The following is a 21,863-nucleotide window of genomic DNA, read 5'->3' on the forward strand; positions in this document are numbered from 1 at the left end:
GTAACTTATATCAGTCCTTACGGCTGCTGTATCCGGTAATTTCGTTCAGGAAGGCACCAACCCGACTACTGGTAATGTTGCCCAGACCTTTGAGTACAAACTCAAAGAAGATACCTTTATCTGTTTCAGCGGTATCAATGTCTTTGGTTGGATCAATCCAGTTACGATACATCACTCGAATCATATAACAGCAGGATTCCTGTTCAAAACCAAACGATCTTTCCATATTGCGTTTGTTAGTCAGGTCGTGGGTGTAACGGCCCAGCACGCTCCACTGTGGAGTGAGTGGCCATACGGCACTGAAATCGACTTCTTCCAGGTTGCCGGAGGTATAGACCGGCTTACCGTTAACGATTTTATTATTGCCTTTGTTCGCCCCTGAGCTTTCTTTCACTGTCCGGTCAACCTGATCCCGGTAACGGTAACGGGCATTGAACACGCTGCCGGCCTTTGGCAGATACTGCATGCCAATTGCGTACTCTGAGTTATGCCCTGCATTGGTGTTATACATCCAGTCCTGAGTCAGTCTCAGGTCGCGACGGATATTCCACACCAGCTGGGTAGCCAGTGGTGATGTTGAGGCTTTGTTGGCATCAACTTTTCGCTGGTTGGTTTCAGTCAGATTCGTGTCATTGTTTTTGTTGTTATCGTTAAGTGTTGCATCAATAAATAGTTTGCGATCCTGGAAATAGAAAATCTGGCCAATACCGAACTTGAAACGCTCGTAGCCATTGTCTTCCAGGAAGCGGCTGGTAATACCGAGAGCCAGCTGATTGGTATCACCGATACGATCCGGCCCGGAGAAGCGGTCATTTCTCCACAGGGAGCTGTAACTGAAAGAGCTTTCGCTGGAGTCAAAGTTAGGGTTGAGATCCTGATCTTTGATATGCGGGGTGTAAACATACTTGGCCCGAGGTTCCAGAGTCTGGGTGAACTTCATGTTGCCAAAGCTGGCTGGGCGGTCGAAGAACAGGCCGCTGTCGAGATAGTACGTTGCACCCGCAGTGGATGGTTTCTGAAGGTCGCTGTCGCTATAGCCAAAGTCTTTAAAGGGTTTTTGGTCAACGTAGATTGAGTTGGCATCAACACGGTCCAGATCGTAATTCACAGTGCGAAGTTGAACACCGGGTTCTACAAAGGAGTAGATGTTCTGAAAGCGGTACTTCACGGTGGAATCCGTATTCAGGCGCTGACCAATAGCATGGGTTGTGTTCTTGCTTGTCGGCTCACCCCATAAACCGCGGTAAACATCTTCTCCGGGAACTGTTGTGACCAGTTGCTGTTTCTGATACTTCCAGTCCTTATCCCGCTGGAAGTCGGTATAACCCACGGCGTAATCAAAGCCAAAACCAGAGCCGATATCCCAGGCGCCAGTCAGGTCGAAGTCGATATCTTTGTTGTAAGGGTCATCAGCATCCTGAGTCATATTCTCCAGCTGCTGGGTGCCAAGGCTGACTTTCCACTGATTAGAGCTTTGCCCTCCACCCTCGTAAGTCGTGTAAATCTCTTTTTTCAGCGGGCTGATGGAGTCAACATTCAGGGCTGTACCGAAATCATCGAAATACTCACGGTCACTGGTATCGGTGTAGTTGACCCTGTAGCTCCAGTTGCTGGTGAGGTTCTGCTCATGGAGCAGGTTGACCATCCAGCGGTTCTGGTCGTAATTCAGGTTTTTGTCTTCAACCTGGTCGGCAGTGGTGTAGGCTCCGCCCAGTTCACCTTTTGCTGATGGGGTCAGGTAACGGAACTCGGATTCCACCAGTGCGCCACGGTTTGTCATCACCCGGGGGGTGATGGTGGCATCCATATTCGGAGCAATATTCCAGTAAATGGGCTGGGTATAATCAAAACCATTGCCGTCGGTGCCAGAGTCCCAGGCAAAGGAGGGGAACAGCAGGCCGGACTTGCGGCGATCATCGAGAGGGAAGCTGATCCATGGTGTGTAAAACACCGGCAGGTTCCACAGATCCAGCGTGGCGTTGGTGGCTGTGCCAAATCCGCTGGTTGGGTTTAGCTCAACTTTTCCCGCATCCAGCTTCCAGACGCAACTACCGGGTTTACAGGTGGTGTAGGTGGCTTTGTCCAGATCAATAATGCCACTTTCACGACGGGTAATGCTTTGAGCCTTACCCCGGCTGCCAGCATCATGGAAAACATATTTGGCATTGGTGACTTCCGCTCGTCCGCTGTCCATATTCACATCGGCACGATCACCCACCATCAGTATATTGGGTTCGCGAATAACAACATTGCCAATGAAGTTGGATTCGCTGGTGTTACGGTCCATATTGGCGACATCACTTTCAATCTGGCGATAGCCCTGACGAACAACCACATTGCCGGTCAGTGTACCCTGGCCGGTTTCCAGATAAGTGGACTCATCTGCCTCCGCGAAAATCGGTGCGTCGGAGGGATCGCCTTTGAAATCAATGCCGGGGCGATAAGGCTCCACATAGCCGCCTTCACACATCAGCGCGCTGCGTGTGGTCTGTCTGGCTGCGGGAAGCTGGTTCAGGGGGCGCCAGTCCAGAGTAGCAAAGGCGCTGGCTACGGACGTGGATTGTTCGGAGCCTGCCGCTGTAGGACTAACGGGCAGAGCGGAGACCTCCGCATTAGCTGGTGCTGTCAGGGCTGTAACCGCCAGAGCGCTGTCTGCACGGCTGGTCTGACCTTCAACAACCACTGGAATGTCAGGTGCTTTTTTCAGCGCAGGTGTAACAGGGGCGCGTTTGGCGAATGGTATAGGGCCTGCCTTTCTGGGGGCAATATTACATTGCCAGCCATTCCCCGCTGTATTCTGCTGACACAGCCATTGGGTGTCCTGTGTGAGCTCTGTATTCGCCGCTGCTGGTAGTACAGGCAAACTGGCAAGCAGACCTGTGGTGATAACCAGAGGGAGTTTGTTTCTCAAGATAAAGATGTTTTTTGCCATCGGTTTGAATCCGGCCTTCCCGTCGGCTTCTGTTGGTGACTCCATCATATCTGGCGAGATTCCCCTTGCGCGTACAGACGGTACGTATACGCGCTAAGGTTACTCCTGATCTCGTGCCATCCAATGTCAGGCGGTGCACCTGAGTATGAGTCGTGACCCGTCAAAAAAGGAGCATGATACTGCAATACTCGGGTTCATCACAGAGCATGAAGAAAGCCTCATACTTATCAGCGAGTGTGTTGTACCATATCTGAAAGCCCCAGCAGGCTCTGATGCTGGTATAAGCTAGTCGAAATCTCGTTAAATGCCGGAAGGAATCTGTTCATTCATGGAATCAAATCCCACGCTGTCAGGTACAAACACGGACGATGACCGCTACTCCGAGCTGGATAACTGGTGTAGTGAGCAACTTTCCATAACGCTGGGGCGTAGTAAAAGTACAGCCTTGGAATCGGTCTCCGGTGATGCCAGTTTCCGGCGTTACTTTCGTGCGCAAACCGCCAATAATACCAGTTTTATAGCCGTGGATGCTCCGCCAGAGCATGAGGATTGCAAGCGTTTTACTTCCATCGCTCGCAGCTGGCGTGCCCAGGGCGTGCGCACTCCCGCTGTGCATTCGGTGGATGTGGGCCGTGGCTATATGCTGTTGGAAGACTTTGGGGATCAGCTGCTTTATTCCAGCCTCGATCAGTATCGTGTGGAAGGGAGGCGTGTAGATAAGCTCTATGTGTCGGCCATGGCGTCGTTGCTGGCTTTACAAAGTACACATGTTCCTGAAGATTATCCCTTGCCGACATACAATGCCGAACGCCTTCAGGCCGAGATGAGCCTTTTCTCTCAGTGGTGCCTGCAGACGCTTTTGCAAATGGAGTTAGGAGATGATGAGCAGGCGCTTCTCAACGAGCTGTTCGATAAAATAACAGTTTCTGCGCTAGAGCAGCCTACAGTTCCTGTTCATCGGGATTATCACTCCCGCAATATTATGATGTTGCCCGACGGTTTGGGCCTGATTGATTTTCAGGATGCTGTGCTGGGGCCGGTGACTTATGATCCCGTATCCCTGCTCAGGGATTGCTATATCGACTGGCCTCAAAGCCAGGTATACCAATGGCTGGATAAGTTTGCCGGGCAGTCTCCCCATCTACAGGGCGTAGAGAAGGAAAAGCTGTATCAATGGTTTGACTGGATGGGGGCACAACGCCATATCAAGGTACTGGGCATCTTTATACGACTCTGGCAACGTGATGGGAAAACCGGCTATCTCAACGATATTCCCCGAGTGTTTGCCTATCTCCAATGGGTGTGTGAGCGTTACAGTGAACTGGCGGATGCTGGGCAATGGCTGAAGGAAGAAGTGGCTCCCCGTTTGGGCAAGCAATCCTGGTGGCAGGATTACAGGCTGGTGAACTGATGAACCAGCCTTTGAAGACAGCCATGATTCTGGCGGCGGGCAAAGGTACCCGCATGCGACCACTGACGTTACATACCCCCAAGCCCCTTTTGCCTGCCGGTGGTAAGCCTCTGATCGAGTGGCACATTGAAAAGCTGGTGGCTGCCGGTTTTACAACCATCGTGATTAATCACTCCTGGCTGGGTGAACAGCTGGAGCAGGCGATTGGCAATGGTGAGCGTTGGGGCGTTAATATCCTCTGGTCCCGTGAAAGTGAGCTTCTGGAAACCGGAGGCGGGATTTTCAAAGCGCTGCCACTGTTGGGGGAGCAACCCTTTTTGTTAGTGAACGGCGATGTGTTTACCGATATAAACTTTTTTTCCCTGACACTGACTGACTCTGAGATGCTGGCACATTTGGTACTTGTGTCCAATCCCAGCCATAATCCCGATGGCGACTTTGCTCTGGAGAATGGGCAAGTCAGCACCGGTGGAAAAAATAAGCACACTTTCGCAGGAATCAGTGTTCTTCATCCCAAATTGTTTGATAATTGCGAACCCGGCGTTTTTCCTCTGGCACCTTTGCTGAAAGAGAAAATGACTGAGTGCAGAGTGACCGGAGAGCTGCATCAGGGGTATTGGCTGGATGTAGGAACTCCGGAACGACTACAGGCTCTGGAAAAGGATATTACTGCAGGCCTATTTGGCGAGCAGTGTTAAGAGATCAATAATTTTATGTGGTTCAGAACAGTTTTATTTGGTTTTCTCGGCATGATGTTTGGCGGGCCCTTTGGTGCAATTATGGGCGCGCTGCTGGGGGCATGGCTCGATAATCAAAGTAAGCGTCCCCGCATGGTGTATGGCCGCCAGCGCCAGACGCAAACTCAAACCGCCTTCTTTGAAGCCACCTTTCTGGTAATGGGCAAGCTGGCCAAGGCTGATGGTCGTGTGAAAGAAGAAGAGATTCAGTTGGCGACTGCGCTGATGAATCAGATGCGCCTCAGCCCGGAACAACGCCAGCAGGCGATTCGCCTGTTCAACCAAGGCAAGAGCGGAGCAGATATTGGTCGGGTACTGACCAATTTTCGTCAGAGTGCCGGTGGCAGCCTGATTCAGATGTTTCTGGAAATTCAGTTGCAGGCGGCGTTTGCGGATGGTGAAATCAGTCCGGCAGAAATGGATATCCTTCACGAAGCCTGTCACTGGCTGGGTGTGAATAAAATGGCCTTTGACATGCTGTTCCAGCGTTTTCAGGCACAGCGGGCATTTTATTCTCACCATGCTGGTGGTGGATATCAGCAGGGTAGCTGGCAGGGGCGCTCCTCTGCCGATGAACTGAAAAAAGCCTATGCAACGCTGGGTGTAAGCAGTGATGCCAGCGACAGGGATGTGAAACGGGCATGGCGCAAGTTGATGAGTGAGCATCACCCCGACAAGCTGGTGTCCAAAGGCTTGCCGGAAGAGATGATGGAAGTAGCGAAGAAGAAGACGCAGGAAATTCAGGCGGCTTATGATTTGATTCAAAAGCACCGTAAACAGAGTTCTTGATCGCTGTCGTTCAATCAGGCTGGCTCAGGCAAATAACGGTTGATGTTATGTTTGTGACTGGCTAGTCTGATTTCGTTTTGTACGTGTATCATAACAACTCATAAAAAAGCGTTCAGATCATGCAAACCAGCAGCAGAGAGTCTATCGAGTTTTACGTACGCCGAGGATTCTGGGGCGAGGAATCCCTGGAAAGCCTGTTCCGACGGACTGTAGCTATTCACCCTGGGCGCCTTGCGCTGGTTGACCCTCCCGACCGTGAAAGCTTTAGCGACCTGCCGCCACGCCAGCTCACCTACAGTGATCTTTTCTCTGCTGTTCGCGATGTCAGTGCCCGCCTCCTGGCAGCAGGGTTGAAGAAAGATCAGGTAGTTGTGACTCAACTTCCCAATACCGTTGAAACCGTTGTACTGTATCTGGCTGTTGCTCGTATTGGTGCACTGTTGTGTCCCATGTCTGTGGATCAAAGTACGGCGAGTCTGGCGGAAGTGTCTTTGCAGCTGGAGCCGGTGATGTATGTGGGGTGTCGTTATCGTCACCGGGACCTCCTGAAGCAGGCGCGTACGTGGCTGCCGGAATCCTGTCAGTTTGCCAGCTTCTCACCATCTGCAGTGGGGGATATTTTAAACCTGTCGTTGGAATCGCCGGCTACCCCTGAGGAAATTCGCCACCTCGGGACGATTATGGATTCTATGCCAGTGTCGCCTAATGAGGTGTTTACCCTGACATGGAAGCGCCACACGGACAGACACCCCGCTATACCCAGAACCCACAATCAATGGTTTGCCCTGGCCTCATTTGTTTATGAGGGGGCAGGGTTGCGTAATGGGGATTCACTACTGTGTTCGTTTTCCCTTTCGGAAGTGTCGGGCATTGGTGCGTTTCTCTATAACTGGCTGATGGCTGGTGCGCGACTGGTGCTGAACCAGACGGGCGAGCCTGAGGTTCTCAAAAAGCAGCTGGAACAGAATCGTATTACCTGTGCAGGCGTGCCTCCGGCACAGCTGGTGGCTGTACAGGAGTTACTGGATAGCATGGGTAAGCCTTGCTCATTGCGTACAGTGATTTCCGGCTTTTCCTCTATGGATACTGGCATTGCCCAGAAAATTGCCAGTTCTGGAAAAGTCGCTGTCCTGAATTGCTACAGCACCAGTGAAGGCGCCAGCCTTATGGCGACACCGGCCGATCGTTGCGACCAGTGGGAAGAGCATCTGTTTCCCCGTTTTGATGAACAGGTGGATGGCTGGAACAGCCGTATGTCCCGCATGGTACGTACTCGTTTGGTAGCGGGTGATGCGCAGGAAATTACCGAACCGGGCACTCCCGGGGAGTTGTTTGTGAAAGGCCCTTCGCTGTTCGATCGTTACTATCCCAGTGAACCAGAAGGTGAGAGCGAAGAACCTTGCTACAAAGATGGTTATCAGGGAACGGGAGACTTGTTCGTCATTGATGAACAGAACCCCCGTTTTTATCGGTTTGTAGGGCGGGTGGAAGAGCCGTCCTGATTTGACCCCTCCCCCCCCCCCTATTTAAGGTGTGGTTTAAGGCTCGGCCAAACGTTCTCAAACAATTTTGGCTGAGCCTTGGCAGTGGGGTGAATCCCGTCTGGCTGGTTTAACTCTGCGTGTCCAGCCACACCCTCTAAAAAGAACGGGACAAGTGGTACGCTAAACGTCTCGCTTAAATCTTTATAAATTCCGTTAAAACGTTTGGTGTATGCCGTGCCGTAGTTAGGCGGCATGTGCATTTCAAACAGTAATACCGGAATCTTCTCTTTTGCCATCATAGTCATCATGGCAGTGAAGTTGTCTTTGATGGCTTTCAAGGGTGTTCCTCGCAAACCATCATTGGCACCCAGCTCCAGCAATACCAGATCGGGTGTATGCGTTTTTAAAGCTTTTGGTAAACGGCTTAAGCCGCCTGATGTGGTTTCTCCGCTGATGCTCAGGTTCACTACTTGCCACTTAGGGTGTGTCTGGCGTAATTTGTCCCCTAAAAGTGCGACCCAGCCTTTCTCCAGTTCAATGCCGTATGCGGCACTCAGGCTGTCGCCATACACCAACAACGTTTTTTCTGCAGCTCTGACCTGTTGGCTGAACAATCCCAAACCAACGAGAAGCAGTGCTGTCAACAGCCACATAATGATAAGACGGTAACCTATGGCCAACCTTTTTGTTGATAACACCAGTAATTCCCCCAGTGATGAAAAGCAACTTGCTGTTGCGGCTTCAAATCTCACCAAAACGGTTGTAGCCCGCAGTGGTGAGCTGACTATCTTGGCTGGCCTTGATCTGCAGATCAAGCCGGGAGAAGCAGCGGCTATTGTGGGAGCATCAGGCTCCGGTAAGTCCACCCTGCTGGGTATTCTTGCGGGACTTGACCAGCCTACCTCGGGGGAGGTCGTGCTGGCAGGTTCCCGTATCGATCACCTGGATGAAGACGACCGTGCTCGTGTACGCGGGGAGCACGTAGGCTTTGTGTTTCAGTCTTTTCAGCTACTTCCTAACCTCACGGCCTTAGAAAATGTAATGCTGCCGATGGAGCTGTCTGGTCAGGATAATCCTGTTAAACGTGCCGGACACTTGCTTGAACGAGTGGGGCTGGATCAGCGTATGGATCATTACCCCAAGCAGTTGTCTGGAGGAGAACAGCAACGGGTGGCCATTGCCCGTGCCTTTGCCGGTGAGCCTGCCATTCTCTTTGCCGATGAGCCCACTGGCAATCTGGATGAGAAAACCGGTGAGAAGATTATTGAACTGTTATTTGAAGTGAATCGGGAAAGTGGCACTACGCTGGTGCTGGTTACTCATGATCTTGATTTGGCAAATCGCTGTGATCGTGTGCTGCATCTTCAAGGTGGTGCTCTTCATGGTGAATCAGGACGGGGGGCATAATGAGTTTGAACAACACGAAGCTCTGTTGGCGATTTATGGTGCGTGACTGGCGAGCCGGTGAGTTGTGGCTGCTGGTGCTTTCCCTGTTAATGGCGGTTTCCGTCAGCACGGCCATCTCTTTGTTCAGCGATCGTTTGCAGTTGGTTCTCGGTCAGCAGGTGGCCGAAGTGCTTGGTGCGGATATGGTTATCCACAGCCCTCAGCCTTTGCAGGATAGTATTTCTGCTGGTGCTGCGGAGCAGGGTCTGGAGTTATCCACAGTGCTGGAGTTTCCCTCTGTGGTGATGACTGGGGATGAAATGCAGCTGGTTTCCGCCAAAGCCGTGGAAGGCAATTACCCTCTGCGTGGCTATATGCGCGGCTCCCCTGAACCATTTGTGGAAGATGCGCCGCTGGATGAAACGCCCGCACCGGGTGAGGCATGGCTGGAACCAAGGTTGTTTCCGCTTTTGGGTGTAAAAATAGGTGACAAAGTAACGCTGGGTGAGACTGAACTGACAGTTACCAAAGCTATTACTCTGGAAACCGACCGTGGCGGAGACTTCTACAGTTTATCTCCACGCCTGATGTTCAATATGCAGGATGTGCAAGCGACGGGGGTGATTCAGCCGGGCAGTCGAGTCAGTTGGAAAACCTTGCTGGCCGGAGATCAACGGCAGTTGCAGCGCTTTCAAACCTGGTCGGAAGGTAAGCTGAATGCCAGTGAACAGCTGATTATGGCGGACGACAGCCGTCGTGATTTAAGAAACTCTGTTGTCCGGCTCAGGCAGTTCCTTGGTCTTGCAAGTATGGCGGCGATTCTTTTGGCCGGTATTGCCGTGGCTATGGCCAGCCGTCGGTTTGCGGAAAGACGTTTTGATAATTCTGCCATTATGCGTTGTTTTGGCGGCAGTCGCAGCCAGGTTATGAACCTGTTTATCGGTGAGTTGGTGCTGGTCGCTGTGCTGGTGGCTATACCCGGTGTAGCCCTTGGCTGGCTGATGCAGGCGGGTATTGTTGCGCTGTTGAAAGGCGTGCTGCCAGATTGGCTGCCTCAACCGGGTATCCTGCCCATGGTTGTAGGGGGAGCCACTGGAATTATCACCCTGTTGGGCTTTGGGCTGGCTCCATTATTACGATTGCAGAATGTGTCTCCGTTGCGCGTATTACGGCGGGAACTGGCACCAACACCACCATCTACATGGTTGGTTTATGCTTTCTCACTGGCATCTATGGTACTGCTTCTTTGGTATCACACCGGGCAGTTATTAATGACAGCAGGCATTGTGATGGCCGGGGCTGGAATACTGGTGACAGTTTCTGTTGGTGTGCAGTTTGTCATGCTGGCTGTGGATAAAAGAATCTCAAGACAGCCCATGCCTCTCTATTGGCGATTGGGTTTAAAGCGGATGATTCAGCAGCGCTCTCAGTCTTCGGCACAGCTGCTGGCGTTTTCCCTGACCTTTATGGCGATGGCGATTGTTCTTGTGCTGAGAACTGATCTTCTGGACCGCTGGCAGCGGGATTTGCCGGAAGATACCCCAAACTACTTCGCCCTGAATATTCAGCCGGAGTCTGTGGAAGGCTATCGTACCTTTCTGGAAGACAGTCGTATTGAATCCAGTGCTTTGTTTCCTATTGTTCGTGGACGACTGGTGAAAATTAACGGTGTGGATGTACGACAGGCCGTTTCTAAAGAGGAGCGGGGTCACAATTCTATTAACAGAGAATTGAACCTTACATGGTCGGCCGAACTGCCGGAAACCAACACTTTGCTGGAGGGCGAGTGGTGGGAGTTAGGTGCAACGGAAGGTGTCTCTGTTGAAGAAGAGATGACTGAGCACCTTGGTATCAAGATGGGAGATCGGCTGACGTTTATGGTGTCAGGCCGTGAAGTGACGGAAACAGTAACCAGTATACGCGACGTGCAGTGGGAATCCTTCCGCCCGAACTTCTACATGATCTTCCCGAAAGCTGCGCTGGAAGATTTACCTGTTTCCTGGTTGAACAGCTTTTACCTGCAGGCTGGGGATAAAATGCTTCTAAACCAGCTCATCACTCAGTTCCCAACCCTGACACTGCTGGATCTGGATTCTGTTATCGGCCAGGTGCGAAAAATGCTGGAGCAGTCCATTGTAGCAGTGGAAGCTATGCTGGGTGCGTTGCTGTTGGCAGGGTTACTGGTCATGGCATCTGTGATTGAATCCAGTATCGATCATCGCCTGCAGGAAGGCGCCTTGATTCGCTCGCTGGGCGGCAGTCGTCGTCAGTTAGTGGTCATGCAGGCCGGTGAGTTTGTGCTGTTTGGTGCAGTGTCTGGCTTGATTGGCGCTGCTGGCACAGAGTTGTGCAGCCTCTGGCTGAATACACGTGTATTTGAGATAAGTTGGGCGCCTGTATGGTGGTTGTGGCTCTCCTTACCGCTGTTTGGTGCTGTGGTCATTGGCTTCGCGGGGTGGTTGGGCGTACGGCGTGTTGTACAGCAGTCACCTTCAAATGTTTTGAAAGGCATATGATAAATGTTGATTCTGATCAAAAAATGAACACATCAATGAAAGCTTAGAACCGTCCAATATAGAAAGGTTATCCACAGGTAATTCAGGAGGTTGATCACTGCTTTGGTGGATAAACTTTTCACTTATAAGACTCTCTACAAAAGAATACCCCCGAGACTCACATCTCGGGGGTATTTATTACATGACCTGTATCGTTTTATTAGCCGATTGGGTAGGCGTAAGTAGATGCGATACCCAGCGGCAGGCCCAACCCCCAGAACAGTAACAGGAAGGCAGTCCAGCCGATCAGGAATACGATAGAGAATGGCAGCATGGTAGAGGCCACAGTACCGATACCAGATTCCCTGGAGTAACGCTGAAAGAAGATCACGATCAGCGGGAAGTAGGTCAGCATCGGCGTGATGATGTTGGACGCGGAGTCACCCACACGGTAAGCGGCCTGTGCCAGTTCGGGAGAGATACCCACAGCCATCAGCATGGGAATAAAGATAGGCCCGATCAGTGCCCACTTGGCAGACATGGAGCCGATGAACAGGTTTACAACGCAGGTCAGCAGGATAATGCCGATGATGGTGAACTGACCAGGCATGTCCATGGCTTGCAGAACTTCCGCACCAGACAGGGCAATCAGAGTACCCATGTTGGAATCACCGAACGCCTTCAGGAACAGCGCACAGAAGAACGCCATAACCATGTAGCCAGTCATTGGCACCATGGACTCGCCCATGGCATTAATCACATCACCAGAGTTCTTGAACTTACCTGTTGCACGACCATAAACGATGGAAGGAATCAGGAAGATCAGGAAAATCAGTGGAACAATAGAGCCCATCAGTGGCGCATTGAAGGCCGTCAGCAGGCCTTCGCTGTTTCGCAGTGGGGACGCTTCAGGAATGGCGATGACCGTCAGAGCAACCAGCATACCGAGCATGGTCAGGCCGGCGTTACGGAAGCCGCGAGCTTCGTCTTCGCTGATGGTGTCCAGGTCCTGATCGATTTCAATATTCTCATCAATCTTCACATTGCGCTGCAGGCGAGGCTCAACAATCTTGTCAGTGACGAACCAGCCCATTACACCCACCAGGAAGGTGGAGGAGAAAGTGAAGAAGAAGTTAGACAGCGGATTCACCATGTAGGTGGGATCGTAAGTCTGGGCCGCGGCCTGGGTGAAGCCCTGCAGCAGTGGGTCAATGGCGCTGGGCACCAGACCTGCAGAGAAACCACCGGATACACCGGCAAATGCCGCAGCCAGACCAGCCAGTGGGTGACGGCCCGCTGCATAGAAAATAATACCGCCCATAGGGATAACCAGCACGTAGCCAGCATCGGAAGCGATACTGCTGATAGCACCAATCAGCACCACCATAGGTGTGATGAATTTGGTGGGGGTCATCTTAAGGAGTTTCTTCAGAGTGGTGCTGATAAAGCCAGAGCTTTCTGCAACACCAACACCCATTATGGCAACGAGTACCACTCCCAGTGGTGGGAAGGAGGTGAAGGTGGTGACAGAGGAGGCGAGGAAGCTGGCGAGGTAGTCTCCGGTCATCAGGTTAGTGATGGCGATGGTTTCACCGGAGCGGGGGTCGACCATGTCGAAGCTGATCAACGAGAAAACAAACGACAGGCCGAGTGTAATAGCAAGACAGTAAAGGAACAACATCGCCGGTGAGGGCAGCTTGTTACCATTGCGTTCTATAAAATTCAGGGTGCGATCGGCAATAGACTGCCGGTGCTTCGGCGGTATATTACCGCCGCTTTCCGCGTGAGCGCTGGACATTGTGGTTCCCTTTTTTGTTGGCATGTTAGCCTTAGCAGGCTTTTATTTGGTGAACGTATCGGGTGAGTGATTTTGTTGGGTTTTGTGTTAATTTGATCAGCTCAACCGTTGGAGGGCAATGTACGTATAAGTCGCTATCGAATCCTTGATTAAGATCAATGCAGGAAAAAGTCCTGAGGCATCCTTACAAAAAGAAGCTTGATGCTGAATCCTGAAACCCTGCCTTGACCTGAAAACAGATATATCTTTACGTTGCTGATAAATAGCCGTACTTGAAGTGAGCCGTTATAATCCCGATTTTCCACGCTCGCGACCTTTGACAAGAGATACCATGAAAGACTTTCAGATTGCGCCCAGCATTCTCTCTGCTGATTTTGCTCGCCTTGGTGAAGATACGCAGGCGGTGCTGGATGCCGGTGCTGATATTGTCCACTTCGATGTTATGGACAATCACTATGTTCCCAACCTGACGTTTGGCCCTATGGTATGTCAGTCCCTGCGGGATTACGGCATTACTGCGCCTATTGATGTTCATTTGATGGTAAAACCTGTTGATGCCATGATTGAGGCCTTCCTGAAGGCGGGCGCCAGTTACATTACTTTTCATGCTGAAGCGTCTGAGCATGTGGATCGCAGCCTGCAGATGATTCGTGATGGTGGAGCCAAGGCTGGTCTGGTTTTGAATCCGGCGACTTCTCCTGATTGTCTTGAGTATGTGATGGATCGCCTGGATATGATTCTGTTGATGTCCGTGAACCCTGGATTTGGTGGTCAGAAGTTTATTCCTTCTACTCTCAATAAAGCCCGTAAAGTGCGCAAGATGATTGATGAGAGTGGTCTGGATATTCGTCTGGAAATTGATGGTGGCGTGGGCGTGGGTAATATCCGTGAGATTGCTGAAGCGGGTGTTGATACATTTGTGGCTGGCTCTGCCATTTATAACTCGGGAAATTATGCGACGGCTATCAGCCAGATGCGTAATGAACTGGCTCAGGTCAGATAAACACTTTTCATTAGAATTCCTGGAGGCAGGGATGCTTATTCACCGGCTGTTTGCGGGCCAGATGCCCCAATTGGTGATGTTTGATCTTGATGGCACGCTGGTGGACAGTGTGCCGGATATTGTAACGGCAACAGATGCCATGCTCGAAGAGCTGGGCAAGCCAGCAGCTGGCACCGACAAGGTGCGGGTATGGATTGGTAATGGCATAGCGAAGCTGGTTCAGCGAGCACTTCGTGATGCACAGTTGCATGAGTGGGCAGAAGATATGACTTCGCCAGAATTCTTACGGGCAAAAGATCTTTTCGACCGTGCCTATGATGAAAGCTGCGGTCATTACAGTGTGGTTTATGATGGGGTGTATGAATGCCTGAATGCATTGAAAAGCCTCAATGTGGACATGGCCGTTATTACGAATAAGAGCGAACGATTCACTGGTAATTTGCTACAACAACTGGGATTGGATAACTACTTTTCCCAAGTGGTGAGTGGTGATACCTTGCCTCTGAGAAAGCCTGATCCGGCGCCTTTGATTCATGTAATGACACAGGCTGAGGTGTCAAAGGAGCACACCTTAATGGTTGGAGATTCCCGTCATGATATCGCAGCGGCTAAAGCTGCTGGTGTTCAGTGTGTGGGGGTGCCTTATGGCTACAATCATGGCGAACCGATTGAAAGTTTTCATCCTGATTTGCTGGTTAGCTCTCTGGATGAGTTGATCCTGATTCAGCAAAGTTAGGGTAAGATTGCCATTCCGTATCCTTCTCTCCCCCCCTGAAAGGGAGGGATACGCCTTAGACACTGCTGCTAGTGAGAATGTCAGCGAGGTGTTTGCTATTGCTCTCCAGCTTTTATAGTATTCGTGCATTGTATATTTTTATCCGCACCAGCTTACCCTCTGAATGGTGGCTGACTTTTTGATAAGACGGAGTGGCCAGTGAATAGCCTGACTACTTACAATCCGATCTTGATCTTTGCCCCTCTTTTCTGGCGATGGCGTTTCTGCGCCTGACCGCCCCTGCCGCTTATGCTTACCCAATGGTGTAATGCGGTATCGAATTTACAATTATTTTCAGATAAAAATTTACGCTACAGGGATTACCTGCCATGACGCCTGAACAGTTTCAGACACTGGCCAGTCAGGGGTATAACCGTATACCTGTCACCCGTGAGGTGCTGGCTGACTTTGACACCCCTCTCTCTACCTATCTCAAGCTTGCAGATAACGATTACTCCTGTTTGCTGGAGTCTGTGGAAGGAGGTGAGAAGTGGGGCCGTTACTCCTTTATAGGCTTGGGTAGCCGCACGGTGCTCAAGGTGACCGGCCATGAATGGGTGCTGGAAACCGATGGTCAGACTGTTCAGCAGCGTCAGGTGCAGGACCCGCTGGCAGAAATCGAAACCTTCATGGGACAGTTTAAGGTTCCGGATTTGCCCGATTTGCCTCGCTTTAATGGTGGCCTTGTGGGGTATTTCGGTTACGACACTGTGCGCTATATTGAGCCTCGCCTTGCACACTCTCAGCCTGAAGATGTGCTGGGTACGCCGGATATTCTTTTGATGGTGATGGATGATCTGGTGGTGTTTGACAACCTCACCGGCAAAGTCACTTTCATCACCCATGTTGATCCGTCGGAGACTGATGCTCTGGTACGCGCTGAAGCTGCTATTGATGCACGCCTGCAGGCATTGAAGAACAAACGTGCTTATCTGCCATCCGGCGACGGCAAGAAAGACCGGGCAGAAAAAACCTTCACCCCTCTGTGGAAAGAAGACGACTTCAAAGCCTCTGTGGATAAAATAAAGGACTATATCTTTGCCGGGGATGTGATGCAGGTGGTGCCTTCCCAGCGTATGACGTTACCTTATGATGAGCATCCGCTGAATCTCTATCGTGCCCTGCGCTGCCTGAACCCTTCTCCCTATATGTATTATCTGAACCTCCGTGATTTTCACGTGGTAGGCTCTTCGCCGGAGATTCTGGCTCGCCTGGAACACGGTGAGGTGACCGTTCGCCCGATTGCCGGTACCCGTAAACGGGGTGCAACGGTTGAGCGGGATATAGAGCTGGAACAGGAACTGCTGGCTGACCCGAAAGAGATTGCCGAGCACCTGATGCTGATCGATCTGGGTCGTAATGATGTCGGGCGTGTGGCCAAAACCGGCTCTGTAAATCTGACCGACAAGATGGTTGTGGAGCGTTACTCCCATGTCATGCATATTGTCTCTAATGTGACCGGGCAGTTAGAGGATGACCTGACGGCAATGGATGTTCTGCGAGCCACGCTGCCAGCAGGGACTCTCAGCGGTGCGCCCAAAGTGCGGGCTATGGAAATTATTGATGAACTGGAACCAGTTAAACGCGGTATCTATGGCGGTGCCGTGGGCTACCTCTCCTGGAATGGAAATATGGACACTGCTATCGCTATTCGCACTGCTGTGATTAAAGATGGGCAGCTGAATATTCAGGCAGGTGCCGGTGTGGTTGCAGACTCTGTGCCGGAGTTGGAGTGGAAGGAAACGCTGAATAAAGGCCGTGCCATTTTCAGTGCGGTAGATATGGCGCGAGATGGCCTTTGAGAAGTACGGAGACAGAACACATGCTTTTGATGATCGACAACTATGACAGCTTTACTTACAACGTCGTGCAATATCTGGGTGAGCTGGGTGCTGACGTTGAGGTATACAGAAACGACGAAATCACAGTGGAAGAGATTGAGGCTAAACAGCCTGACCATATCGTGATCTCCCCCGGCCCCTGCACGCCCAATGAAGCCGGTGTGTCTATGGATACTATTCGTCACTTTGCCGGCAAGATTCCTCTGCTGGGGATTTGTCTGGGGCATCAGAGTCTCGGGCAGGTATTTGGCGGTGATGTTATCCGTGCCCGCGAGGTGATGCATGGCAAGCTCTCTCCGGTGTATCACAATGGCGTGGGTGTGTTCGAAGGTGTGGATAACCCATTCACCTGTACCCGCTATCATTCTCTGGTTGTGGATAAAGGGACGCTGCCAGAGTGTCTGGAAATCACCGCATGGACTCAAAATGACGATGGCTCCATGGATGAAATCATGGGCTTACGCCACAAGGAGCTGGCGATTGAAGGTGTGCAGTTCCATCCAGAGTCTATCATGACGGACTTTGGCCATGACCTGCTGGCCAACTTTTTAAAACAACAACATCAACTCAATAAGCACTGAGAGTGGGAAATACGATGGATATTAAAGAAGCAATTGGCCGCGTCGTACAAAGCCTTGATCTCAGCTTTGATGAGATGAAAGCGGTTATGCATCAGATTATGACTGGCGGCGCAACTGAGGCACAGATCGGCGCATTTCTCACTGCATTGCGCATGAAGAGCGAGAGTATTGATGAAATTGCCGGTGCCGCCACCGTAATGCGGGAATTGGCTTCGAAGGTAGAAGTGAAAGCAGAATACCTTGTGGATATCGTGGGTACTGGTGGTGATGGTGCAAACCTGTTTAATGTCTCAACGGCATCGTCTTTTGTTGCAGCAGCAGCAGGCGTATCTGTGGCCAAGCATGGCAATCAGGCGGTTTCCAGCAGCTCCGGCAGTGCTAATGTGCTCAGGCAGGCGGGTGTTAATCTGAATCTTACCTCTGAGCAGGTGGCCCGTGCAGTGGAGGAAATCGGTATTGGTTTTATGTTTGCCCCGAATCACCACGCGGCTATGAAGTACGCTGTTGGCCCCCGCAAAGAGCTGGGTATTCGTACTTTTATGAATATTCTCGGCCCTATGACCAACCCGGCTGGTGTGCCTAATCTTCTGATTGGTGTGTTTACGGGTGAACTGTGTCGTCCAATAGCGGAAGTATTGCAACGCCTGGGTAATAACCATGTCATGGTTGTCCATGCCCTGGATGGCCTGGATGAAATCAGTCTTGCCAGTGAGACGCTGGTTGCGGAACTGAAGGACGGAGAGGTGAACGAGTATCACATTAAACCGGAAGAACTTGGTATTGATAGCCAGAGCCTGATTGGGCTGGAGGTCAATAGCCCTGAAGAGTCTCTGGCACTGATTCGCGATGCGCTGGGCAAGCAGGAAGGCAAGTATGCCAAAAAGGCGGCTGATGTCATTGCCCTGAATGCCGGTGCGGCGATTTACACAGCCGATGTCGCCAGTTCTCTGCAGGAAGGTGTGGCTATGGCGCAGGATGCTATTTCCAGCGGTCTGGCGTTAGAAAAAATGAAAGAGCTGGCCGACTTCACCAGCGTTTTCAAAAACGACTGAGGGAGGGGGGAACAATGACACCTGATACTCCAACAGTGCTGAAAAAAATTATTGCCCGGAAATGGGAAGAAATTTCTGAGCGCTCAGAAATGATGCCACTGGCCAGCCTTAAAGAGAAAGCTTTACAGGCGGATACGCCTCGGGGCTTTGTAAATGCTATTACGGCATGTGTGAATGTCGGCCATGCCGGAATTATCGCGGAGATTAAGAAGGCGTCTCCCAGTAAAGGCGTGATTCGTGAGGATTTTCATCCCGCAGAAATTGCCCGAAGCTATGAAAAGGCAGGCGCGGCGTGTCTGTCGGTTCTTACTGATCGTGACTTTTTTCAGGGGCATGAAAACTATCTGATAGACGCGCGCAATGCTTGTCAGCTTCCGGTGATTCGTAAGGATTTTATCGTCTCACCCTATCAGGTTTATGAGGCCCGTGCTTTGGGGGCGGATTGCATTCTGTTGATAGCCGCTGCTTTGGATGATCGGGTTATGTTTGAACTGAATGCACTGGCCGGTGAGCTGGGTATGGATGTGCTCATCGAGGTACACAATGCTGAGGAGCTGGAGCATACCCTCAAGCTGGATAACAAGCTGCTGGGTATCAATAACCGGAATTTGCATACCTTCGATGTCACTCTGGAAACCACTTACTCTCTATTGGCGCAGATTCCTGACGACAGGCTGGTTGTTACTGAGAGCGGTATTCATACCCGTGCTGATATTGCGGCTATGTTTAGCCACAAAGTGAGTGCGTTTCTGGTGGGTGAAGCCTTTATGCGTGCAGAGGAGCCGGGTGAAGAACTGGCTCGGTTGTTTCAAGGGTACCTATAAAGCAATGATTTGGGTACTTATCTCTTCATAGCTTTTGGCTGAGGATACTCGTCGCAGCAATTTTCGCCATTGTGAGCGCTGGATCGTTTGGCAGGCAACTGTTGTTGAATAATTCTAGCGGGTAAATAGATGTTTCTTTCTAGTTGCTCACGAGGAATAAGCAGGCTGCATTGAGGCTTGCACTGGTAAGCGATGCGAATGGTGTTGTCCTTTATGAGCTTCATTCTTGCGATATCGGCATACTCATTACCGCACTTGACGCATTCTGTCATGTGCTTGATGTGACCTTCAAAAGCTACGCAGGTCCACTGGTCTTTAAATATTGCGACGACTGGCTGTGCGGTTTCCGGGGATTGAACCACTTGATTGGTAGAGCGCAGGGCGTGGGTAACAGCAGGAAGCATAGGATTCTCTCTTAGTGGAATATGTTGCCCATTAGGCTGGTCTTCACTGCTCAGGTTCCTTCAATAACATATATGTTAGAGAGTCTGAATAGGTTCTTTTTTGTTTGTCTCCTTGAATTTTTCAGATAGCCGCCCCATATCCCCCTCCATAGATGCATTTGCAGGAGTTTCTCTTGGAACAGTTCAGAGGTACAACCATTCTTTCCGTCCGTCGTGGCGGCAAGGTTGTTATTGGTGGTGATGGTCAGGTTTCTCTGGGTGACACCGTGATTAAAGGCAATGCCCGCAAGGTGCGCCGCCTCTACGATGGCAAGGTTATTGCTGGTTTCGCCGGTGGTACTGCCGACGCTTTCACCCTGTTTGAGCGTTTTGAAGCCCAGCTGGAAAAGCACCAGGGGCAACTGGTTCGCTCCGCAGTGGAGCTTGCCAAAGAGTGGCGTACCGACCGCACTCTGCAGCGTCTGGAAGCCATGCTGATTGTGGCAGATAAGAAGGCTTCCCTGATTATTACCGGTAATGGTGATGTGATGGAGCCTGTGGATGGCATTCTGGCGATCGGCTCTGGCAGCAACTTTGCTCGTTCTGCAGCGATTGCCCTGAATCAGAATACGGATATGCCTGCTCTGGAAATCGTGAAGAAGAGCCTCGATATTGCTGGTGATATCTGCGTTTACACCAACCATTCCCGAACCATTGAAGAGCTAGACAGCGAGTAATCGCTTTAGCGGCTTGAGATAAGAATTATGTCTAACATGACTCCCCGCGAAATTGTTCACGAGCTGGACAAACACATTATCGGCCAGGACGAAGCCAAGCGCGCCGTAGCTATTGCTCTGCGTAATCGCTGGCGCAGAATGCAGGTGGATGCCGACCTGCGCAATGAGATCAGCCCCAAGAATATTCTGATGATTGGCCCAACCGGTGTGGGTAAAACAGAAGTGGCTCGGCGTCTGGCACGTCTGGCAAATGCTCCTTTCATTAAGGTTGAAGCAACCAAATTTACCGAAGTGGGTTACGTTGGCCGAGATGTCGAGTCCATCGTTCGGGACTTGATGGACGCTGCCATCAAAATGATGCGTGAGCAGGAAATGGAGAAGGTGAAGCACCGCGCTCTGGATGCGGCAGAGGACCGTATCCTCGATGCTCTGCTACCACCGGCCCGCAGTTTTTCAGAAGACAGTCAGCCTAAAGAAGAAAGTGGTACCCGCCAGATCTTCCGCAAGAAGCTCCGTGAAGGTCAGCTCGATGACAAGGAAATCGAGATTGATATCCAGGAAGCCAAGATGGGCGTGGAAATCATGTCCCCTCCCGGCATGGAGGAGATGACCAGCCAGCTGCAAAACATGTTCTCCAACATGAACACCGGCAAAAAGCAGACTCGCAAGCTGAAGGTAAAAGACGCTCTGAAGCTGGTGCAGGATGAAGAAGCTGGCAAGCTGGTTAACGAAGAAGAGCTGAAGGTGAAAGCCGTTCAGGCCGTTGAAGAAAACGGTATCGTCTTCCTGGATGAGATCGACAAAGTTGCCAAGCGTGCTGGTTCTGGTGGTGGCAGTGGTGAAGTGTCCCGTGAGGGGGTACAGCGCGACCTGCTTCCTCTGATAGAAGGCTGCACCGTAAACACCAAGTACGGCATGATAAAAACAGATCACATTCTGTTTATCGCCTCTGGTGCATTCCACTTGTCCAAACCGTCCGACCTGATTCCGGAGTTGCAGGGTCGTCTGCCTATTCGTGTTGAGCTGAAGGCTCTGAGTGTACAGGACTTTGAACGCATTCTGACTGAGCCAGATGCGTCTCTGACTCTGCAGTACAAAGAACTGATGAAGACTGAAGGTCTGAGCATCGAGTTTATGGAGAGTGGACTCACCAAGATTGCTGAAGTTGCATGGCAGGTGAATGAGCGTACTGAGAATATAGGTGCCCGTCGTCTTCACACTGTTATGGAGCGTCTGCTGGAAGAGATCTCTTTTGGCGCAGCAGATATGGCTGCTGCCGGTGAGAATGTTGCCATAGATGGTGAATACGTGACCAGATACCTGGGTGACTTGGTACAGGACGAAGATTTGAGCCGTTATATTCTCTAAAAAGAGTTGCTGTTTCAATATAAAAACCTGTTGTGCGTGGCATGGCAGGTTTTTTTGTGGCTTCCCCTGTGTAAATATCTGCTACGCTGTACGCTCATTTATTACAGGTAAGCAATCGCAATGGTCCTGAAAGCTAAAAATGATCCCGACCATAATCTCAATACTCTAACTGATGTCGTTCGGCTGCTTGGTGAAACGCGGCAGGATGTTAAGCAAATTAAAAAGCATCAATCTGAGCATGACAAGCGCTTTGATGATCATGACAAG

At 51.1% G+C, this 21,863-nt stretch carries 18 protein-coding genes; 14 read left to right on the forward strand and 4 right to left on the reverse strand.

The features are described 5' to 3' along the window. Positions 1 to 10 precede the first annotated feature (10 nt). A complete protein-coding gene (locus E1189_RS21130) occupies positions 11 to 2,980 on the reverse strand; it encodes an LPS-assembly protein LptD (RefSeq protein ID WP_155163155.1) in 2,970 nt (989 codons plus the stop codon). Positions 2,981 to 3,260: 280 nt separating this feature from the next. Here E1189_RS21130 and E1189_RS21135 point away from each other — a divergent pair, with 280 nt between their 5' ends. The 4 genes from E1189_RS21135 (at position 3,261) to E1189_RS21150 (ending at position 7,371) form a co-directional block, all read left to right on the forward strand. Then, on the forward strand, positions 3,261 to 4,343 hold the full coding sequence (locus tag E1189_RS21135) for an aminoglycoside phosphotransferase family protein (RefSeq protein ID WP_196221551.1): 1,083 nt from the start codon (positions 3,261 to 3,263) through the stop codon (positions 4,341 to 4,343). Next, on the forward strand, positions 4,316 to 5,041 hold the full coding sequence (gene murU, locus E1189_RS21140; RefSeq protein WP_408014783.1) for an N-acetylmuramate alpha-1-phosphate uridylyltransferase MurU: 726 nt from the start codon (positions 4,316 to 4,318) through the stop codon (positions 5,039 to 5,041). Before E1189_RS21135 ends, murU begins: the two co-directional genes overlap by 28 nt. A 15-nt stretch (positions 5,042 to 5,056) precedes the next feature. Next, positions 5,057 to 5,869, forward strand: a complete 813-nt coding sequence (djlA, locus tag E1189_RS21145; RefSeq protein ID WP_155163157.1) for a co-chaperone DjlA — start codon at positions 5,057 to 5,059, stop codon at positions 5,867 to 5,869. 119 nt (positions 5,870 to 5,988) lie between these two features. Further along, a complete protein-coding gene (locus E1189_RS21150) occupies positions 5,989 to 7,371 on the forward strand; it encodes an AMP-binding protein (protein ID WP_155163158.1) in 1,383 nt (460 codons plus the stop codon). 20 nt (positions 7,372 to 7,391) lie between these two features. On the opposite strand, the gene E1189_RS21155 is transcribed toward E1189_RS21150, so the two are convergent. Then, positions 7,392 to 8,051 carry an arylesterase gene (locus tag E1189_RS21155; RefSeq protein WP_329602157.1) on the reverse strand — a complete coding sequence of 220 codons (660 nt, stop codon included), beginning with the start codon at positions 8,049 to 8,051 and terminating at the stop codon, positions 7,392 to 7,394. On the opposite strand from E1189_RS21155, the gene E1189_RS21160 reads away from it, so the two are divergent. Further along, positions 8,026 to 8,760 carry an ABC transporter ATP-binding protein gene (locus E1189_RS21160; RefSeq protein ID WP_155163159.1) on the forward strand — a complete coding sequence of 245 codons (735 nt, stop codon included), beginning with the start codon at positions 8,026 to 8,028 and terminating at the stop codon, positions 8,758 to 8,760. The two genes, E1189_RS21155 and E1189_RS21160, sit on opposite strands and share 26 nt — an antisense overlap. Continuing rightward, positions 8,760 to 11,255 (forward strand): ABC transporter permease, encoded by a 2,496-nt coding sequence (locus E1189_RS21165; RefSeq protein ID WP_155163160.1) that lies wholly within the window; start codon positions 8,760 to 8,762, stop codon positions 11,253 to 11,255. The genes E1189_RS21160 and E1189_RS21165 overlap by 1 nt, the downstream gene beginning before the upstream one ends. 199 nt (positions 11,256 to 11,454) lie before the next feature. Here E1189_RS21165 and E1189_RS21170 read toward each other — a convergent pair whose 3' ends face one another. Further along, the gene (locus E1189_RS21170; RefSeq protein WP_155163161.1) at positions 11,455 to 13,032 is read right to left on the reverse strand and encodes an AbgT family transporter; all 1,578 of its coding nucleotides are present in this window, start codon (positions 13,030 to 13,032) and stop codon (positions 11,455 to 11,457) included. 331 nt (positions 13,033 to 13,363) lie between these two features. Between E1189_RS21170 and rpe the strand changes: the two genes are divergently transcribed. The 6 genes from rpe (at position 13,364) to trpC (ending at position 19,108) form a co-directional block, all read left to right on the forward strand. Beyond that, the gene (gene rpe / locus E1189_RS21175) at positions 13,364 to 14,035 is read left to right on the forward strand and encodes a ribulose-phosphate 3-epimerase (protein WP_155163162.1); all 672 of its coding nucleotides are present in this window, start codon (positions 13,364 to 13,366) and stop codon (positions 14,033 to 14,035) included. A 31-nt stretch (positions 14,036 to 14,066) separates the two neighbouring features. Continuing rightward, entirely contained in the window at positions 14,067 to 14,771 is a 705-nt protein-coding gene (locus E1189_RS21180) for a phosphoglycolate phosphatase (protein WP_155163163.1), read from the forward strand. Between the two features lie 368 nt (positions 14,772 to 15,139). Continuing rightward, the gene (gene trpE, locus E1189_RS21185; protein WP_155163164.1) at positions 15,140 to 16,612 is read left to right on the forward strand and encodes an anthranilate synthase component I; all 1,473 of its coding nucleotides are present in this window, start codon (positions 15,140 to 15,142) and stop codon (positions 16,610 to 16,612) included. A gap of 20 nt (positions 16,613 to 16,632) precedes the next feature. Continuing rightward, positions 16,633 to 17,232 carry an anthranilate synthase component II gene (locus E1189_RS21190; RefSeq protein WP_155163165.1) on the forward strand — a complete coding sequence of 200 codons (600 nt, stop codon included), beginning with the start codon at positions 16,633 to 16,635 and terminating at the stop codon, positions 17,230 to 17,232. A 14-nt stretch (positions 17,233 to 17,246) separates the two neighbouring features. Then, on the forward strand, positions 17,247 to 18,284 hold the full coding sequence (trpD, locus tag E1189_RS21195) for an anthranilate phosphoribosyltransferase (protein WP_155163166.1): 1,038 nt from the start codon (positions 17,247 to 17,249) through the stop codon (positions 18,282 to 18,284). A gap of 14 nt (positions 18,285 to 18,298) precedes the next feature. Continuing rightward, on the forward strand, positions 18,299 to 19,108 hold the full coding sequence (gene trpC / locus E1189_RS21200; protein ID WP_155163167.1) for an indole-3-glycerol phosphate synthase TrpC: 810 nt from the start codon (positions 18,299 to 18,301) through the stop codon (positions 19,106 to 19,108). A 17-nt stretch (positions 19,109 to 19,125) separates the two neighbouring features. Here trpC and E1189_RS21205 read toward each other — a convergent pair whose 3' ends face one another. Continuing rightward, positions 19,126 to 19,512, reverse strand: a complete 387-nt coding sequence (locus E1189_RS21205) for a hypothetical protein (RefSeq protein ID WP_155163168.1) — start codon at positions 19,510 to 19,512, stop codon at positions 19,126 to 19,128. A gap of 173 nt (positions 19,513 to 19,685) precedes the next feature. On the opposite strand from E1189_RS21205, the gene hslV reads away from it, so the two are divergent. Then, positions 19,686 to 20,228 carry an ATP-dependent protease subunit HslV gene (hslV, locus tag E1189_RS21210; protein WP_155163169.1) on the forward strand — a complete coding sequence of 181 codons (543 nt, stop codon included), beginning with the start codon at positions 19,686 to 19,688 and terminating at the stop codon, positions 20,226 to 20,228. Between the two features lie 27 nt (positions 20,229 to 20,255). Continuing rightward, on the forward strand, positions 20,256 to 21,596 hold the full coding sequence (gene hslU / locus E1189_RS21215; protein WP_155163170.1) for an ATP-dependent protease ATPase subunit HslU: 1,341 nt from the start codon (positions 20,256 to 20,258) through the stop codon (positions 21,594 to 21,596). The last annotated feature ends 267 nt before the right edge of the window (positions 21,597 to 21,863 follow it).

The sequence above is a fragment of the Parendozoicomonas verongulae genome, assembly GCF_009711465.1.
Classification (GTDB): Bacteria; Pseudomonadota; Gammaproteobacteria; order Pseudomonadales; family Endozoicomonadaceae; genus Sansalvadorimonas; species Sansalvadorimonas verongulae.

Bases quoted from the DNA above. Each gene is read 5' to 3' on its own strand.
- E1189_RS21180 (WP_155163163.1), top strand. From the start codon at position 14,067: ATGCTTATTCACCGGCTGTTTGCGGGCCAGATGCCCCAATTGGTGATG.
- djlA (WP_155163157.1), top strand. From the start codon at position 5,057: ATGTGGTTCAGAACAGTTTTATTTGGTTTTCTCGGCATGATGTTTGGC.
- rpe (WP_155163162.1), top strand. From the start codon at position 13,364: ATGAAAGACTTTCAGATTGCGCCCAGCATTCTCTCTGCTGATTTTGCT.
- E1189_RS21130 (WP_155163155.1), bottom strand. From the start codon at position 2,980: ATGATGGAGTCACCAACAGAAGCCGACGGGAAGGCCGGATTCAAACCG.
- hslU (WP_155163170.1), top strand. From the start codon at position 20,256: ATGTCTAACATGACTCCCCGCGAAATTGTTCACGAGCTGGACAAACAC.
- E1189_RS21160 (WP_155163159.1), top strand. From the start codon at position 8,026: ATGGCCAACCTTTTTGTTGATAACACCAGTAATTCCCCCAGTGATGAA.
- E1189_RS21165 (WP_155163160.1), top strand. From the start codon at position 8,760: ATGAGTTTGAACAACACGAAGCTCTGTTGGCGATTTATGGTGCGTGAC.
- E1189_RS21135 (WP_196221551.1), top strand. From the start codon at position 3,261: ATGGAATCAAATCCCACGCTGTCAGGTACAAACACGGACGATGACCGC.
- trpD (WP_155163166.1), top strand. From the start codon at position 17,247: ATGGATATTAAAGAAGCAATTGGCCGCGTCGTACAAAGCCTTGATCTC.
- trpC (WP_155163167.1), top strand. From the start codon at position 18,299: ATGACACCTGATACTCCAACAGTGCTGAAAAAAATTATTGCCCGGAAA.
- trpE (WP_155163164.1), top strand. From the start codon at position 15,140: ATGACGCCTGAACAGTTTCAGACACTGGCCAGTCAGGGGTATAACCGT.
- E1189_RS21190 (WP_155163165.1), top strand. From the start codon at position 16,633: ATGCTTTTGATGATCGACAACTATGACAGCTTTACTTACAACGTCGTG.
- E1189_RS21205 (WP_155163168.1), bottom strand. From the start codon at position 19,512: ATGCTTCCTGCTGTTACCCACGCCCTGCGCTCTACCAATCAAGTGGTT.
- E1189_RS21150 (WP_155163158.1), top strand. From the start codon at position 5,989: ATGCAAACCAGCAGCAGAGAGTCTATCGAGTTTTACGTACGCCGAGGA.
- E1189_RS21170 (WP_155163161.1), bottom strand. From the start codon at position 13,032: ATGTCCAGCGCTCACGCGGAAAGCGGCGGTAATATACCGCCGAAGCAC.